This window comes from Paraburkholderia sp. UYCP14C (assembly GCF_004197395.1).
Classification (GTDB): Bacteria; Pseudomonadota; Gammaproteobacteria; order Burkholderiales; family Burkholderiaceae; genus Paraburkholderia.
Genome location: NZ_SELS01000042.1, coordinates 1 through 16766, shown reverse-complemented (window position 1 = coordinate 16766; position 16766 = coordinate 1). Strand labels below are relative to the sequence as shown.

General features: G+C 61.2%; 14 protein-coding genes and 1 pseudogene. 5 read left to right on the top strand and 10 right to left on the bottom strand.

Annotated elements, in window-relative coordinates; genetic code table 11:
• Positions 1-38 precede the first annotated feature (38 nt).
• From EVC45_RS29855 to EVC45_RS29825, 6 genes and pseudogenes are all read right to left on the bottom strand, one after another.
• The gene (locus EVC45_RS29855; protein ID WP_129961840.1) at positions 39-566 is read right to left on the bottom strand and encodes a TniQ family protein; all 528 of its coding nucleotides are present in this window, start codon (positions 564-566) and stop codon (positions 39-41) included.
• Positions 544-1266 (bottom strand): annotated as a pseudogene (locus EVC45_RS29850) (TniB family NTP-binding protein); the annotation flags it as partial. The pseudogene EVC45_RS29850 and the gene EVC45_RS29855, both read right to left, overlap by 23 nt.
• A gap of 71 nt (positions 1267-1337) precedes the next feature.
• Positions 1338-2918 (bottom strand): IS66 family transposase, encoded by a 1581-nt coding sequence (locus EVC45_RS29845; RefSeq protein ID WP_129961785.1) that lies wholly within the window; start codon positions 2916-2918, stop codon positions 1338-1340.
• A gap of 31 nt (positions 2919-2949) precedes the next feature.
• Positions 2950-3303: an IS66 family insertion sequence element accessory protein TnpB gene (tnpB, locus tag EVC45_RS29840; RefSeq protein WP_129961784.1), complete on the bottom strand. Its 354-nt coding sequence runs from the start codon at positions 3301-3303 to the stop codon at positions 2950-2952.
• Positions 3279-3797, bottom strand: coding sequence for a transposase (locus EVC45_RS29835; RefSeq protein ID WP_129961783.1), 519 nt, complete (start codon positions 3795-3797; stop codon positions 3279-3281). Before EVC45_RS29835 ends, tnpB begins: the two co-directional genes overlap by 25 nt.
• A gap of 290 nt (positions 3798-4087) precedes the next feature.
• A complete protein-coding gene (locus EVC45_RS29825) occupies positions 4088-4339 on the bottom strand; it encodes an ATP-binding protein (RefSeq protein ID WP_373683092.1) in 252 nt (83 codons plus the stop codon).
• 179 nt (positions 4340-4518) lie between these two features.
• Between EVC45_RS29825 and EVC45_RS29820 the strand changes: the two genes are divergently transcribed.
• Entirely contained in the window at positions 4519-5589 is a 1071-nt protein-coding gene (locus EVC45_RS29820; protein ID WP_129961782.1) for a tyrosine-type recombinase/integrase, read from the top strand.
• Positions 5590-5709: 120 nt separating this feature from the next.
• Positions 5710-6309, top strand: a complete 600-nt coding sequence (locus tag EVC45_RS29815) for a hypothetical protein (protein WP_129961781.1) — start codon at positions 5710-5712, stop codon at positions 6307-6309.
• On the opposite strand, the gene EVC45_RS29810 is transcribed toward EVC45_RS29815, so the two are convergent.
• Both EVC45_RS29810 and EVC45_RS29805 read right to left on the bottom strand, forming a co-directional pair.
• Positions 6279-9362, bottom strand: coding sequence for a Tn3 family transposase (locus tag EVC45_RS29810; RefSeq protein WP_129961780.1), 3084 nt, complete (start codon positions 9360-9362; stop codon positions 6279-6281). The genes EVC45_RS29815 and EVC45_RS29810 overlap by 31 nt on opposite strands.
• A 54-nt stretch (positions 9363-9416) precedes the next feature.
• Positions 9417-10361 carry a DNA-binding protein gene (locus EVC45_RS29805; protein ID WP_129961779.1) on the bottom strand — a complete coding sequence of 315 codons (945 nt, stop codon included), beginning with the start codon at positions 10359-10361 and terminating at the stop codon, positions 9417-9419.
• A gap of 178 nt (positions 10362-10539) precedes the next feature.
• On the opposite strand from EVC45_RS29805, the gene EVC45_RS29800 reads away from it, so the two are divergent.
• Together EVC45_RS29800 and EVC45_RS29795 are read left to right on the top strand one after the other, a co-directional pair.
• Entirely contained in the window at positions 10540-11718 is a 1179-nt protein-coding gene (locus tag EVC45_RS29800; RefSeq protein ID WP_129961778.1) for a tyrosine-type recombinase/integrase, read from the top strand.
• 35 nt (positions 11719-11753) lie between these two features.
• Positions 11754-15116, top strand: coding sequence for a DEAD/DEAH box helicase (locus EVC45_RS29795; RefSeq protein WP_129961777.1), 3363 nt, complete (start codon positions 11754-11756; stop codon positions 15114-15116).
• A 260-nt stretch (positions 15117-15376) separates the two neighbouring features.
• Here EVC45_RS29795 and EVC45_RS29790 read toward each other — a convergent pair whose 3' ends face one another.
• Positions 15377-15643, bottom strand: coding sequence for a transposase (locus EVC45_RS29790; RefSeq protein WP_129961776.1), 267 nt, complete (start codon positions 15641-15643; stop codon positions 15377-15379).
• A gap of 283 nt (positions 15644-15926) precedes the next feature.
• Between EVC45_RS29790 and EVC45_RS29785 the strand changes: the two genes are divergently transcribed.
• Positions 15927-16148: a hypothetical protein gene (locus EVC45_RS29785; protein ID WP_129961775.1), complete on the top strand. Its 222-nt coding sequence runs from the start codon at positions 15927-15929 to the stop codon at positions 16146-16148.
• A gap of 285 nt (positions 16149-16433) precedes the next feature.
• Here the strand turns inward: EVC45_RS29785 and EVC45_RS47005 are convergent.
• A partial coding sequence (locus EVC45_RS47005) for a hypothetical protein (protein WP_248295308.1) occupies positions 16434-16766 on the bottom strand: 333 nt, incomplete at its 5' end.

Here is a 16766-nt window from a genome sequence, read left to right as displayed (position 1 = left end):
GGTGTCCATTGGAGCGCTAATGCTGTCCGTTAATTCTGCTAGCGTAGCCGGCCGGTGGCCTGCAACAGGCATCTCTCTCGGTAACGGCTGATCGCCCGATGCGCGGCATCGAAGTTATTTGATAGCCGGAACACGGACGCCGGCACCGTTTCCAGGAGCCTGTGGTGTACGCGACAGAATTCGGCTGTCGGATCAAGCCACTCACGTTTCCAGCGAGGAGCCGACACGTCCGCGTCATTTAGCACGAAGCATCTGAAGCAGTATGGCATGCAGCGACGGTCGGTGAGCCAGTCCGGTGGCGTCTGTATGCGGCTCAACCTGTCGTCATCAAGACGCGCGAGAGTCGCGAATCGCTGCAGCGCTGAGTGCGAAATCGCCGGGAAAAGCATCCAGCCCGCAGTTCCCAGTACAGGCATCTTTTCCGAAACGCTGATTTCCCATAACGTCCCGACGCTGATCTGATAGCGCGCAGCAACCCTGCCTAGCCAGCTTCCGAAAGCTTCTTCATAAAATGGCCGTGGAGCGACCGGCCACGGGGCCGAGTTACTGCGTGATCCGGCAGACATGCTCAAGATGCGTCATGTCGATCAATTCGTCGCCGTTGCGAATCGCTAGCTCCGCGGCATTGTTCAGCAGCGTAGATATTTCGCCGGTTAATCCCCCACTTGCGCTCAAGACAAACTGAACGATCTCGCGTCGCGCGAGATCCGAAGGTTTGCGCAGCGGGAGCACCCGCTCGAATGCGGCGAGCAGCCGCCGCAGACCGTCGCTTTCGCGCCAGCGAGGGATCTCAAATGGCGTATAACGGCTGATCATCTGGGTATCGGTTTGAAGCGCCAATACTGCATCGCGTGTTCCGACCAGAACCATGCTGATCTGTAGGTCATTGGCGAGGAATTTGAGAAGATTCAGGGACGCACGTTGCTCGCGATAGCTGCCCGCTAGCAGATGATGGACCTCGTCGACAACCAACATCCGTGGGGATACGCGTCTGAGAATGTCACGAGCCAGTCGCTCAAGGGACGCCAGACCAGCCGCAGCATTGTGAGGAGCGCCTAGCTCGAAAAGAAGGCCCGAATAAAATCGATGCTGGTCCGGAGTCGGCGGCATCTGCATGGAAACGACCGAACAACGTTCGACCCCGCTCCGGTCGTCAAATTCGTTGGGATGGGCACGCCGGAATTTGGCGGTGATTTTTGTCTTGCCGATATTTGAATCACCATGCAAGAGCAGGCACGGCATCCGGTCGCGGCGAGGCGTCTCGTATGTATGCGATCCACGAACGACGCCCCTCAGAGTAAGGTGGCGGAGCGCGTGAGGTGTGGTAGTGATGCGGGTCAGCGGAGGTCGGCCGGCATTTTCCAGGGAAGCAACGCGTCGTAGTCGTCGACGGTCTTCGCCATAGGCAGGCGCTGGAACAGCCAGGTGAGGTACCGGTAGGGATCGATGCTGTTTGCTTTGCAGGTTTCGACGAGCGTATAGAGATTGGCGCTCGCGTTCGCGCCTCCGACGGTGTCCGAGAACAGCCATCCGCGGCGCCCCACGCAGAATGGTCGAATCGCATTCTCAACAGCGTTGTTCGAGATAGGCCAGTCGCCGTTCTCGACGTAACGGATGAGCTTGGGCCACTGCGCGCGCAGGTAAGTCAGTCCCTTGCCGAGCAGGCTTTTCGGTACGACGCCGGCCGATTGCTCGAGCATCAGCGCGTGGATGGCATTGAGTACGCGCGCGCTGTATCGTCGTCGCAACCGCTGTCGTCGCTGTGCGCTCCACGTCGTACTGCGCGCCTCGGCCGCGAACAGCTTGCCGATCAATCTGATGAAGCGCGTCGCCAACAGATCGGGCGTTCGGGCAGCCTTTGGTACGCTATCCTCTGCTTTGACGAAGTACCGTCTCAGGTGAACCCAGCATCCAAGGTGCACGAGCTGGTGACGCCGGGCAATGTCGTTGTAGGGCTCATACCCATCGGTCATCATGACCGCGCCCTCGCGGATCCCGGTGAACAGCTTGTCGGCCAGCCTGGTGCCACGCCCCGGTGTATAGGTGAAGCATCGGATGGGCACGCCCGAATCGGTCATCTGCGCCCAGAGGTAACTCTTCGTTTGCGGTCGACGGCCCTTTTCCTTCAACACCTGGAGTGTCGTCTCGTCGCAGTAGATCAGCTCGGCATCGAGCAACGCATCGCGCATCAGGTTGATCACGGGTTGCGTTCCGAGACCCACACGGACCATGCTCGCAGCAATCGTGTTCGACAAGATGTCGCCGCCGAAGCGGCGTAGCAGACCGGCCTGGCGATACAGTGGCATCCCGAACTGATACTTGCCGGCGGCGATCCATGCAAGCGCCGATTCGCTCAACAGGCCGCGAGGGATGATGCGAGGCGGCGCCGGCGTCACCTTGATGCCGAGATCGCAGCACGGACACGCATATTTGACGCGTTGGTGCTGGATCACGCGAAGCTGCTCCGGAATCACGTCGAGCTGCTCGCTGATCTCCACGCCAAACTCGACGAGCGCGTGACCATCGTTCATGCAGAAGCGTTCAGCCTCAGGCAGCTCGTGCCGCACCACGTCGCGCGGCAGGTTGGGATCAAGCGGCTTGCGATGGCCTCGCTTCTTGCGCGTATGTGCGCCGACCGTCGATTCTGGCGTATCTTCCTGAGCAGGTGAGCTGCTTGCGCCGAGCACCTCGGCTTCGTTGAACAGGCTGGGTTGATCCGAATCTCGTGCCTCGCTCTTTGCGCCGAACAACTCGTGACGGTAGGCCCGGAGTCGTTCCTCGGCGAGATCGCGTTCCGCAGTCACGAGCCGCAGGGCGCCGCGTAATGCCTCCTGTTCTTCTCGCAACGCATGAGCGGCATCGCGTTCGGCGAGCAGCTCTTTCAGTTCGTCGGCGGTGATCGTGACGTTGACCGGCATGCTGGGTTAGACCAGCACACCGTCTGCCTGTTCAGCTCACACGCAGATATTCCCGCTTCGGATGTCGTCGAATCGTAGTGATGTCATCGCCATCGAGCAGCGCGTGCAGCACGTTGGTCGTCATCGTCACGACCTCAGCCTTGTTGTCGGGCCAGATGAAACGGCTGGCCTCCAATCGTTTCATCATCAGCCAGAAACCGCTGCCGTCCCAGCCAAGGATCTTGATCCTGTCGCGACGCCGGTTTCCGAAGATGTAAAGCGACGAGTCCATCGGATTCAGGCGCATCGACTGTTCAACGAGAATCGACAGGCTGTTCATGCCGTACCGGAAGTCGACAGGATCGCGGTGCAGATACACTTTCAGCTTGTCGTCGAACCGGAACACGGCATCCTCCCAAGGATCTGAACCAGGGTTGTCAGTTCGTCAATGGTCGCGATGGCTTTGCCCAGTTCGAGTTCGACACCGTTCGAGAGATGCACATGTAGCGTGAGCGTCATCGACGGGGGCGGCGGTGTGGACGCAGGCGGTACCGCAACGACAGGTACGAACGCAGGTGGTGGTGCCGCGGCAACGACGAGTTGGTGAGAACTCGGAGGATCGATCGCCAGGCTGTCAGTCGCATCACCCGAATGCGGCAAGTAGTCGTCGCCGTTATCCTGCGGCGTCGGCGAGACGCCTTTCTCGCGCTCCATCAGGTATTTCGTGATCCACTTGCGCAGCAGGTTGGCGTTGATCCCGTGCTCTTGCGCCATGCGGGCCACCGAGACGCCGGGGCGTAACGCCGCCTCGATCAATGCTCGTTTGCCATTTTCATCGTAGCGGCGACGGCCGTCGCTGCTTTGCCGAACTACTCTCAGCTCTGAGTCTTTGTCAGCCATAGGTGTCCACCTCACAAATAGGTGGACACCTATGCTCCTCGCTCAGAGTGCTGTTGGGTAGACGTCGATAGTGGATCGCTTACTCTCGTATAGACGCTCAAGTTGCTGCAATGCTTGCGTGGCGCGCGGGTAGTCGATCCAACGGTCGCGGAGAAGCCCCAAAATGCGTTCGTCGTTCCCCAACTCAGCCTGCTTTCTGGCGGCCTGTCACGGATCGGCGTAATGACGCCGGGGATGATCGCCGTAATGGCGCCAGTTTGAAGTGAAGTAAAACGCGGATTCGAACGGACTCAAGAATGCGTTTTTTTGGCCGATTTCGCAAGCCGCGTCTGGTCGGGTTCGGGCATTGGTCTGGGCGTGCGGAAACTGTCACCATCGAGCACGATGCGATAGGCGCCGTGGCGCAGGCGATCGAGTGTCGCAGCGCCGAGGATGCGGTTGCCGGCGAACGCATCGCCCCATTCGCTGAAGTCGAGATTGCTATAAGTTATTTGGAATTGGATTCGTGCTACGGTAAGGCAACGTTTTTGTTGGCGTGGCACGCTGAGCGTCCTGAAACGAGATCACGCAGGGTTATCCACGGGGCCGCCGCCCGCTCTTCTGTAGCGAGAGGCGAGCGGCCCGGTGGATAACCCGTGCCGAAGGCGATGCCCGCTTTTACCTGCTCGAGCTGAATCGTTATTGGTGACGACTCAGCATCCCCTCGCGAGAGGAGCAAATCATGGTTGCAGGCAACGCTGTCGTCGAACCGGTCTGGGAACGGTATCCACTGATCGCCTCGAACTCGTATGCTCGACGCTGGATACAGAGTTGCGTGATGCTCGGCCTGGCTCGGAATACAATCGCGGCCTACATGTACGCGGCAGAAGGCTTCCTTCGCTTTGCACAGGGTCACTCCGTTGATCTGCGCAGCATGTCGCGCGAAACCATCGCGCAGTATGTCGGCGAACTGAGGAGCCAGCCGAGACGGGCGAATGCGAATGTGGTCCGCATCGACTCAGGTGGTTTCCTGTCAAACGCAACGCTGCAGCAGCGTCTTACCGCAGTCCGGTTGCTGTTCGAGTTTCTGGTTGACGAGGGGCTCATCAGGACCAACCCTGTAAGCCGTGGCCGCTATACGGCATCCAGCCACTTCGGCGCGCGCGGCGAACGAAGCCTCATCCAGAAGTTTCACAAGCTGCCGTGGATTCCAACGGAGGCGCAGTGGACGGCCCTGCTGGCCGTGGTCCGCGACGAGCCGAAGCGCAACAGATGCATGCTCGCGTTTGCCTATGATGTGGCGCTTCGTCGGGAGGAGCTATGCCAGCTTCGGGGCAGCGATCTCGATCCCGCCCACCGGCTGCTGCGTATCAGGGCGGAGACGACCAAGGGCCACCGCGAGCGTGTCGTTCCGTATTCCGATACTTCCGGCGAACTGTTGCGCGACTACCTTCGGCACCGACATGGCCTTGCCGGCGATCGACACGCGCTGTTCTTGTCCGAATCGCCCCGCAACCATGGAGCGCCGATCACGCTATGGACGTGGTCCAAGGTCGTCCGATCCATTGCGCTTCGCGCCGACGTTCCGGCGTTTTCGACCCATACGCTGCGCCATCTTTGTCTGACCGATCTCGCCCGATCGGGTTGGCAACTGCATGAGATTGCCCGGTTTGCCGGTCATCAGAATCTGGAGACGACCAGGCAATACGTACACCTGTCCGGCCAGGATCTGGCCGACCGGTTCGTGAAGACCATGCGCCAGATTCACGCGTGGCGTCTTGATGCACTGACGTGTGTCGCCGACGCGGAGTAAAGATGATGAGCTCATCCCGGGCGGGTCCGCATCGCCAAGCCTGCGGCCTGCCTATGGACATGGCCGATCCAGATCACGGACTATGATCGCAGAAACGAGCTGACGGCTACGGAGCGGAAGATGCTGACGCGTGAGCTTCCTCGCGCCATGGCCAGTGAACGGACGGTAAAGGCGGTCCTCGCCAGACTGTCAGGCCTTGAACGTCTGCTCGCACCAATCGATGACGCGCTGGCCATGATTGACGGCAAGCATCTATACAACGATCGCGTAAAGCTGATGCTCCTTCGACACTGTGCGATGCGAGGGACGGCGCTGTGGGCATGGGATGCGACGACCTGGCATAAGGTCATCGGGACCACCCAGGAGGCCTTCTACGCCGCTCACGTTCCAAGGCCCCACGCTGGTGGCGAGCGACAGGCGTTGATGGCCGTCGCATACCTGCTGCACTGTTTCCACGACATTCCCAGCCTGGGGGAGGTGAAACGGGTTGCGCTGGCCGAGAAGATCTTCGGCAGGGAGCGAATCGCCGCTACGCTGCTACGGGTGACCGAGGTTTCCGCAGCGTGGGGTTATCGTAGTCGGCTATTTTTGCCCATCCCCCGAAAACTGAAAATCCTTCTCAATCCCATGTCTGGCAAGGTTTTCAGGGCGGCAGACAGATCGGGCAGGACGGTTTTCGCCTCGGAAGCTCAGGGCTCGTCAGGTTCGGTGGTGGCCTGAAGGATGCGGGCCCAGTACGCGGGATCGTTGTAGTACGCAGCGAGCGCGTCGATATCGACGGTGGTACCGGCGTGGCCGAATTCGAAGGCCCCGAACAGGTTCACGTGCTGCCAGGCGACGGGCGAGATGCCGGCGATGAGTTCCATCGCGGCGTGGTCACCGGCGGCCCGTTTCTGGTCATGGACACGCGAGAGCAGCGTTGTGTTGTAGTAGATGATGGCGTTTGCGATCAGGCGAGAACAGTCGTTCCAGATCTGCTGCTCGGCTTCGGTGTTGACGCGCAGCTTGCCGCTGTTGACGTACGAGATTGCGCGGCGTAGCCGGTGGTACGCTTCGCCGCGGTTCAGGGCCTTCTGCACGGCCTGGCGCAGGTTGACGTCGTTGATGAACCGGAGAATATGACGCGTGCGGCACAGGTTATCGAGTTCCCAGAGCGCCTTTTTTGTCTGGTTCTGGCGTGCGTAGCTGCTGAGCTTGCGCACGAGCGTGGCCTGGCTGACATCCTTTTGTGCGAGCGAGACCATGATGCGCTGGACGTTGGGCCACTCGCGAATGACCAGCTCGTCGTTCGCCTTGCGCGACGGCTTGATCAGCCAGTTTCCGTAGTAGCCGGGCGGATGCCGGCCGACGAGGGTGCCGGTCTTTTTATGCACGTCGCGATAGCGCGGCGCGAACTGGTAACCGAAGGTGTACAGGGAAAAGAAGTTCACCTGGTTGGTGCCATGGGTATCGGTGGAGTGAAGCTGTGGGCGGATGTCGGACGTATTGTTGAAGAGCAGATCGAAGACGTAGTGGCTTTCGTGCTCATGGGCGCCGATCACGGTCATGTTGACCGGCACGTGGTTGACGACGAGCGTGTCGACGCTGATGCCCTTGTCGAGACCGTAGTATTTGGGCGAGTGCCGTGCGTTGAAGGTGTCGATCTGCGTTTCGAAGCGCTGGCCGTCGCTGCTTGAATGCAGCTGATCGTCGATATCGAACAGACGAAAGGCCGGCAGACCCGCGGTGGCGTTGCTGATGGCATCGTTGGCCGCATGCAGGGTTTCGGGGCGCAGATAGTTTCGCGCGGTGCTTGCGAGCGATGCATAGCTCAGGCCGCTGACCTCGGCCATTTTTTTCAGACCCATGTTGGTGCCCATGGCCACCACGCAGGCGAGGATTTCGCGCGGGTCGGCGTCATGCTTCACATAGCGGTCGAGTACATGGGTAAACGCCTTCATGAAGTCAGTGCGTTCGGCGACGAACCACAGCAGCCTCGCGACGTCGATCCCCGGCAACTGGCTGTAGAACGAATGGTTGACCGATTCGTCGGTGTCCGGGTACACGAGGCTCCAGCGGCGCTTGTCGCCCTGCTGGCGCACCCTGATATGCGGGTTGTCGCGGTGCTCGATGTGATGGTTGACGAGTTTCAGCTGGGCCTCGATGTCGTCGTGCAGCGTGGCAAGCGTTTCCTCGATGGGTGCGAGCAGGACCGGTGAGCCGATGTCGCGCAGGATCTCGTCCCGGTTCTGCCAGCGTGCGTCGCTGATCAGGTCATCCTCGAAGCGGCGATATTCGTTGCTGTTGTTGCTGAACACATCGCCCGCCTCGAGGGCATTGCGCAGCAGCCGGTAGACGAGAAACTCGTAGCGATCGACGTCGAGCCGTTTCTTTTTGCCGGCTTCAGCGTGATAAAGATGGAGCTCCAGGGGCTTCGGGATGAACGCGGTGGGAAAAGCGGGCGGCTTGCACTGGCGGGGCGATTTGCCGTTGCACAACAGGTCCTGCAGAAAGTCGACGGCTTCGAGCAGCGGCGCATCTTCGACGCGACCGGCGAAGTCCAGACCGGCGAACAGATGCCGGACGTTGCGTTTGATGGTGTGCGAGAGCGCGGTATAGTACGACCACTCGAAGCCGGTCTTGTCGAACGTGACGTCGCGCATGTATCGCGAGACGGGCTCGAAGCGTTCGGGCGCGAGCAGCGTGAAAGCTTTCTTGCGGACGCTGGCAAATGATGCGTTACGCGGAATCGAGTCGTCGACAAAGAGGTGGAGGACCTGACCGGCGGCCTTCAGGTGAGAACTGGCCTCGGTGAGCGTGTTCTGCGCGGCTTCACCGGCTGCCTGGCGGGCCGACTGCTCGTACTGGTCGACCAGATGGACGAAGGCCTCGATCAGATTGTCGTTGATCTGGCGAAACCGGTGGAAGGCAAAGCACAGCAGGTACAGACGCGTGATGGCGACCGGCATGCGCTGCAGCTTGTACACGGTATAGAACTTCACGAGCGAGGCGTAATACCGGACGCTTTCGGTGGAAATCCCGGCGGTCGCGAGAAATTGCCTGGCGAACTCATGCAGCGGCGCAAAAAATGCCCTGCGTCCGGACTCCTGACGCAGCTCCTTGTAGCTGAAGTCTTTCGGCTCGCGCTTGAGGATGTTGACCTGATACATCGACTCGTCGGCGCAGAGCATCGCGTCGAGCTGCTGCGAAATTTCTGTGGTGAGCGCGTGGCTGAGCAGCTCCGAGACACGCCGGCGTTCGGCGCTCACGACACGCCCGACCATATCCTGCAGGAATGTGTAGATGGGTACGACGATGCGCTGCTGCTTCAGATACTGGAGCGTTTCGCGCAGGATAAAGAGCGGCTGCGTGGAGAGCATCGCGAGGCGTTGCGCACGGCGTTCGAGTTCAGCCCTTGCGGTGCTGTCACACAGACGGAAGCGGAACAATTCGAGGATGCAGTGCTGCAATGCGCGCCGGGTCGGTGCCGAAGGTGCACTGATGGTGTCCGGATCGGTGTCAGTCTCAGGAAAGTAGCGGGCCAGAACGTAGCGCAGGTCGTCCCGGATCGCATCCTGGCTGTAGCCGAAGAACTGGGACTTTGCCTTGAAGTAGCCGAGCTGCAATATCAGGTGGGCTGCGACCTGGATAGTGCGTGAATGAACAAGTTGCTGCTCGGCTTCGCCGAGTTCGAACCAAGCATGCCGGTCCTCGTCGGTGAACCGTGGAAACGCGCACAGTTCGTCGATCTCGTGGCGGGTCAGGATCGACAGTCGATGCGAGTTGGCGGCCATGATGGAATTGTTTTTTTATGCGTGGAGGCGCGGTGATGACTTGTGCCATCAAGTTCAGCGTGAGCGTTTGGTTGGCCGCGCGACGACCGGCTCGACCCGCGCCTTGAGTTCCCCCTGCAGCGAAGCAAACTGCTGGGCCAGCGAGTCGCGTTCGCGCCGCAGTTCGCGCGCCTCGCCCGTGACGCTGGCGAGCTGTTCTTCGTGGCGCCCGGCGCTGCGCCGGTGCTCGGCCGCCTCGGCCGAAAGCCGCTGGACGTCGCCCGCGAGCTGTTCGTTGCGCTGCTGCGTTTTCGACAGCGCGGCTTCGGCGCGTCGCTGCGCATCGCGCGCCTCCTCGGTCTGCAGCATGACGCGTTTCTGGACGCCTTCGAGTCGCGCGGTCGCCTGGTCGACCTGCTCCCGCAACGTGGCTTCACGGTCAGCTTGTGCCGCCTGCCGGGCCTCAAGTTCGTGCACATGGGCGGCCTGTGCGTCGCGTAGAGCCTGTTCCGATTGCGTGCGAACGGCGTCGCGTTCAGCCGCGGCGGCTTCGGCCTGCCGGATGGCGGTGTCGCGCCCGGCCTGAACCCGTGCAAGCTCGGCGAGCGCCGCGCTCAGGCGCGCCTGCTGATCGTCAAGCTGGGCGCGAACGGTGCGAACTTCGGCCTGAAGTTCCGCATTGGCGGTCTCGAGTGCCCCGGCGCGCGTGGTGGCTGCCGCTGCTTCCGTTTCAAGTTCGTCGCCGCGTTGCGCAAAGACCTGTTCGCCCTGCTCGACCGCGACCGCCCACACGGACAGCATCGCACTGGCGACCGCCGGCGGCAGCGCGGCGCTCAGGGCATCGTTGCGCGCCTGTTCGTCCTTCCAGAGCTTGAGTTCGTCGTTGATGGTGGTGCGGCTGCCCTGGCGGATCGCGGCGTAGATCAGGTCAACGGTGAGCTCATGCGGGAGCCGGCCGGCGGCGACGAGTCGTGCGGCGGCGTCGCGGGTGCGAAAGCGGGTGTCACTGATGCGGCTCATGGGTAGATTCGGGCGCGAAAATGGTCAGGGAAGTGGCGTTTCGGCGAAAAGCCTGATCATATATCCACGTATCACATTACGTACATAACGATTCTGCCATGAAATTCATGATTATCCGCATAATCGCAAGTTACTTTGCTGTACGCTGCGAAAACCCGATTTCGAAACGCGTCACACCATGAACCTGCCTGTCACGCCCGTCGACCCCGTTCTGACTATCGCGCTGCCGGCCGTACTCGACGGCAGCCTCGGCACCAACCGCGCGAGCGGCCGACACCGTCAGATCGCCGCTGACACCGATGTCGAGGCCGTGCGCCTGTGGCTTGCCGAATACACCGCGTCACCGCATACGCTGCGCAGCTATCGCAAGGAGGCGGTACGCCTGCTGCTGTGGGCTACGCAGGCGCTGGGCAAGCCGCTGTCGAGCCTCACGCGCGAAGACTTCCTGCTCTACGAGCGCTTTCTGGTGGCGCCAACTGGCGACTGGGCCGATCCCGACCGGCCACGCAAAGGAAGCACGAGGCGACTGTTCGAGGGGCCGCTGTCGGAGCGTAGCCGGCATCAGGCTCTGGGCATCCTCTCGGGCCTGATGACGTACCTGGTGAGCGCCGGCTATCTGGCCGGCAATCCGCTCGCGCTGCGCCGCGGGCGAACGACTTCAGCCAGGCGAACCCGCCGGGTCGAACGCTATCTCGATCACACGCTGTGGGATCACGTGCTCGCGAGCGTGGAACAGTGGCCGCGTCTGACCGAACGCGACGAGCAGCACTACGAGCGCAGCCGCTGGCTGATCCGCCTGCTGTATCACACCGCGCTGCGTGTTTCGGAAGCCGCCCACGCGAAGGCAGCGGACTTCTATCAGCGCCGTGGAAATTGGTGGCTGCACGTCGTCGGCAAAGGCGGCGCCGAGGGCGAGGTGCCGGTTGGCGATGCGTTGATGGCCGACTTTGCGCGCTATCGGGCCTTTCACGGCCTGTCGCCGGTACCGGCCGCGAGCGAGACCGGTCCTGCCGTGATGAGCATCGCCGGTGACGATGCGCGGCATCTGACACCCGCGGCGATCTACCTGATCGTCAGGGACGTCTTTCGTCGGGCCGCTGACGCGCTCAATGCAATCGATCCAGTTGGCGCCACCACGCTACGTCGCGCCTCGACCCACTGGCTGCGCCACAGCGCGGCCTCGCATCAGGCGGACGCCGGCACCGATCTGCGCTTCATCCAGAAAAACCTGCGGCATGCGTCGATCGAGACGACCGGCATCTATCTGCACGCCGAGGACGATCGACGTCACACGCAGACGACGAACATGATGCCCAGGTCGGACGCGATCATCCCGCCTGACGAACACCCTGCGTAAAATGGGCGCTGCCCGTTCAACCCGAATTTCTCCGCATGCCTGTCTCCTACAACCGTCAACAGATCGAAGCCTGGCTGGGTCCGCATACCATGCTCAAGGCACGGCCATATACGCATGCAGTGTCGGACCTGAACTGGCGGGACAACGTTCTGAGCGGGAAGGTGCAAGGCTCACAGCGCCGACCCTATGAAACGGAGATCCATTTTGTCGGAACGGGCGGGAGTGTGCAGATCGAAGGAGACTGCACCTGTCCGGTCGGCTACCGTTGCAAGCACATGGCCGCGCTGCTCATCGCGGGACTCGCGCATCTGCCAGCTGCACCCGCCACCGGTGTACATCCCGCGCTGGTGAGCTGGCTGGAAGGATTTCGTGTCAAATACGCGCAACCGTCCATGCAGAATGGCCGGGCAACGGTCGCACGAACGACGCTCACGCTCGTTTATGTGATTGTTCCCGATGCGTATCGCGAATATGCGGAAGTGGTCTTGTATAAGGCACGTGTCCTGGCGGACGGCACGCTCGGCGCTATGGACCGGGTAAACTGGAACATCGACCGGGTTCTGGCCAAGCCCCCGAAGCTGATTGTCGACGACGATATGCCGATTCTGCGGGGGCTGTGGCAGAGCCGCACACACAGCTATCGGGACGATCTGCCGCTACAGGGGATTGCCGGCGCAGCCATTCTGGAGCAACTCGTCGCGACCGGCCGGGCATTCGCCGCTGCGCCACGCGGCACCGCACCGTCCGATGCATTCCGTCCTTTGCGGCGGGGATCGATCCGCCACGGGCAGGTTGCGTGGCAGACGACGCCCGACGCCCGGGTGAGGCCCGTCCTGGAAACCGATCCACCCTCGATCCAGCTGCTGACGGCCACGCAACCGTGCTGGTATCTGGATTTCGACGCTGGAAAGGCGGGCCCCGTTGAACTCCCCTGGCCCGCGAGCCAGCTCCGGCTATACCTGTCGATGCCGCCCCTGACACCGGACGAGTCGGCCCTGGTCGGTAACGTTTTGCGTGAGATCGCTCCCGATCTGCCCGCACCTCCCGCATCCGTTTCAACGGCGCGTGTCATCGACGTGGCACCCACTCCCGTGCTGATGCTCGATTCGCGACCGACCTGGACCACGGCGTGGTCGTCGGCACGTGCCACGTCGAACACGCTGCTGGACTTTGCCACGGTCAGTTTTGATTATGCAGGCCAGCTGGTCGATGCGACGGGCAATGTCACCCTCGTCCGAACCGAAGGCGGCGACGTGGTGCAGATCAAACGTCAGCCCGATGTCGAGAAACAGTACCTGAAGGAACTACAGAAGACCGGTTTCAGAAAACTTCCGGCGAGCGAGGCGCAAGGCCCCAAACCTTTCCCGTCCGGTTCGCTGGTTCCAGGATCCGCCGGGGACTGGCTTCAGTTCGTCCAGAACGACCTACCCGTGTTGCAACGCCGTGGCTGGCGCATCGAGATGAGTGAGACCTTTCGCTTCAATGCGACGGAGATCGACGCAATCGACGGCGTGCTCCATCAGGCAGGTGACGGCTGGTTCGATGTCGAGATGGGGATCACGGTCAACGAGCGGAAGGTTCGTCTCGAACCGCTGCTGGCCGACCTGTTCCAGCGCGATGCCCGCTGGCTCTCCGGCGAACTTGACGCGATCGCGGACGATGAGATGGTCGTTCTGAAGACTGATCGCAATGAACGGCTCCACCTGCGGGCCGATCGCCTCAAACCCGTTGTGCGAGTGCTGATCGACCTGTTCGATCGCGTAGGTGAAGGCGATTTGCGCATTTCGGAGTGGGATGCAGCCCGGCTCGATGCCTTGGACCGGACCGGTCGCTGGCAGTTTCATGGCGACGCATCGATCCGACAGCTTGCGCAGCGCCTGATGGCGGGGGCTGGCGTGGGCGAGGTACCCGTGCCGCACGGACTACGGGCCGAATTGCGCACCTATCAGCGTCAGGGACTCAGCTGGATGCAGTTCCTGCGCGAACACAATCTGTCGGGCGTGCTCGCCGACGACATGGGGCTGGGCAAAACAGTTCAAACGCTCGCCCACATCCTTGCCGAAAAGGAAGCCGGCCGGCTGGATCGGCCCGCCCTGATCGTCGTGCCGACCACGCTAATGCATAACTGGCGCGAGGAAGCGCAGCGATTCACGCCGGATCTGCGCGTGCTCGACCTGCACGGCCCGCAGCGGCATGAGCGCTTTGATGAAATCGCCGGACACGATCTCATTCTCACGACCTACCCACTGTTGTGGCGCGACCAGTCAGCACTCGCCGAACACGAATACCACCTGCTGATCCTTGATGAAGCCCAGTACGTCAAGAATGCCGCCACCAGGGCAGCGACGACAATCCGCGAGCTGCGCGCCCGGCACCGTCTGTGCCTGACAGGCACGCCACTCGAAAATCATCTCGGCGAACTGTGGGCCCAGTTCGACTTCCTGTTGCCGGGTTTCCTTGGCGCTCACAAGGATTTCACGCGGCGCTGGCGCACGCCCATCGAAAAAGGCGACGACACCGTGCGGCGGGACCTGCTCGCGCGGCGCATTCGTCCCTTCATGCTGCGACGGCGCAAGGACGAGGTCGCCACCGAACTGCCGCCGAAAACGACCATCGTGCGCACCATCGAACTCGAAGGCGCACAGCGTGATCTGTATGAGACCGTACGCGCAGCGATGCAGGAAAAGGTTCGGGCCGCAGTCACAGCAAAAGGACTCGCACGCAGTCACATCATCGTGCTTGAGGCGCTGCTCAAGCTACGCCAGGTTTGCTGCGACCCCCGACTCATCAAGCTTAAGCAGGCTGACAACATCAAGGAGTCGGCAAAGCTGGCACTGCTGCTCGACATGTTGCCAGAACTGATCGAGGAAGGTCGGCGTATCCTGCTGTTCTCCCAGTTTACCGGCATGCTCGAGCTCATCGCCGCCGCACTGGATGCCGCCAGAATTCCATACGTAGTCCTGACCGGTGAAACAACTGATCGTGCGACGCCCGTGCAGCGTTTCCAGCAGGGTGAGGTGCCGCTCTTCCTGATCAGCCTGAAGGCCGGCGGCGTCGGCCTGAACCTGACGACGGCCGACACCGTGATTCACTACGATCCATGGTGGAACCCCGCCGTCGAAAATCAGGCCACCGATCGCGCACATCGGCTCGGGCAGGACAAGCCTGTATTCGTCTACAAGCTGATTACGGCTGGCAGCGTCGAAGAGAAAATCGTCGTGATGCAGCAGCAAAAGGCCGCGCTCGCCGATGCAATCCTGTCCGAGGACGCCGCCGGTGCCGTCAAGTTTTCGGCCGACGACCTCGAAGCACTGTTTGAACCCATCCCTGCCGCGCCTGCCGCTTCATCCGCCGCGACGCCACGTCCACGCGCCAGAACGGGCACGAGCGACGGCTGATCCTGCTGATCGACGGGCAGGATCCCGGCGACTGGAATTCCGTCACCTGGGGCCCGGATCCGCCGCCTATCTTGCCCAGCAACCTTGCCAGACAAGGGATTGAGAGGGATTTTCAGTTTTCGGGGGATGGGTAAAAATAGCCAGTCTCCTGTTGAGGACCTGCGGCGAATACGTGATCATGGGAATTCTCCTTGGAACGCCCGAACATGCGACGGACCAGTCCACCTCCATGGCATGGTCCGCCACGTGGTAAGTCATCCTTATTTCAGCTTGTCCATAAACTCACGAACGCGACTCGCGACGTGGCCACGCATCTCCTCTTTGCTTCGACGCTCCCGCTTCAACGTCAATGGACCATCACCCATCGCCGCATGGATGGCTTCGCGCCACGACAGGCCTTCATTGAGGGCCGAAAGCGCGTTGTATTGAGGCGCAGCCTCCGAGACACCAACACCCTCGGTCATTGCAAGCTTCACTGCCTCTTCACGAAATTCCTTCGTGTAGACGGCTTTGGGGATTCGATTCATGTATGCCTCCATTCCTGAATTTTACGGAATGTTGGCTTCCACTTTTTCCGGCCGGCCTCACTTCGCCGGGGGGCCTGTTCTCAGCATTGACGCATATCAACGTCGAAGGCGAAACACACGCGTATCTTTGCGAATGTGGGTGCGCGAGCAGGCGGCAGGCTTTCAAAGCATGGCGCACCATGGTTAGGAGCGGAAAGCAGTCGACCTCGCACGGCGGCCGTGGTAACGCCTCAGAGGTTACGTACGATGGCACACGAACTATTGCCCAGAAGCGAATGCGACGATGAAGAATATCATCAATGCCGACACGCTGGAGTGGCGCGAGGATATCCGCAGGAAGGCCTTCGAATACGCCGAAAGCGGTGCCTTTACCGACTGGCAAGCAATTGAGGTGGCGCTCCGCTCGCTTTTTCCTGCTAGTCGCGTGGACGATATCCTCACGAGCCCGTTCTGTCGTTTGGACCTGAATCGACGATGCGGTAAGGCCCACCGTCACAGGAGCTAAAGTCGGAACTAATGGGATGGACGTCCCCCCCCCGAAGCGGCATCAATGTGCCAAATCTATGGTCCACCCCATTTTTGCAACCCTGATTTTCAATGGCGAGTTTGGCTTGCTTAAATCTATTCGGCGTCGTTGTGGGGATTGCTCCCCGCGCCACGATGAGATTCGCGCCTGACGATCCTTAACAGTCAACTGGTTGCTAGTTTTTGGAGATTGCTGAATTTGTCTGCGGGGTGCATGCCAACGGCTTTGTCCGGATGGGTACGAGTTCCCGTGCTATGGACGCGACTATGCATTTTTGACGCAAACCGGTTTGCCGAAGGCGTTCCACCGGTTCAGCAGGTTGGCGATGATTACGCCTTCGCCTTCCTGCGACGCAAGCTCCTGCGTCAGCAGGCGCTCGCCGATGCCGCGCTTGATGCGCGAGATCTGCGCCTCGACCAGCGAGCGCACACCGTAGCCGTATTTCTTGTGAAATGCATAGATGCCTTTGTCCTCGATGTATCTGACGATCTGGTCATGCCGGCGGGTTCGCTCCTCGCCGTGTACGACAGCGTGAGCTGGCGGTGGGATGACGGGCGTCACGCCCGCGCCTGAAAGCGCTTCGGTACGCTCGATGCT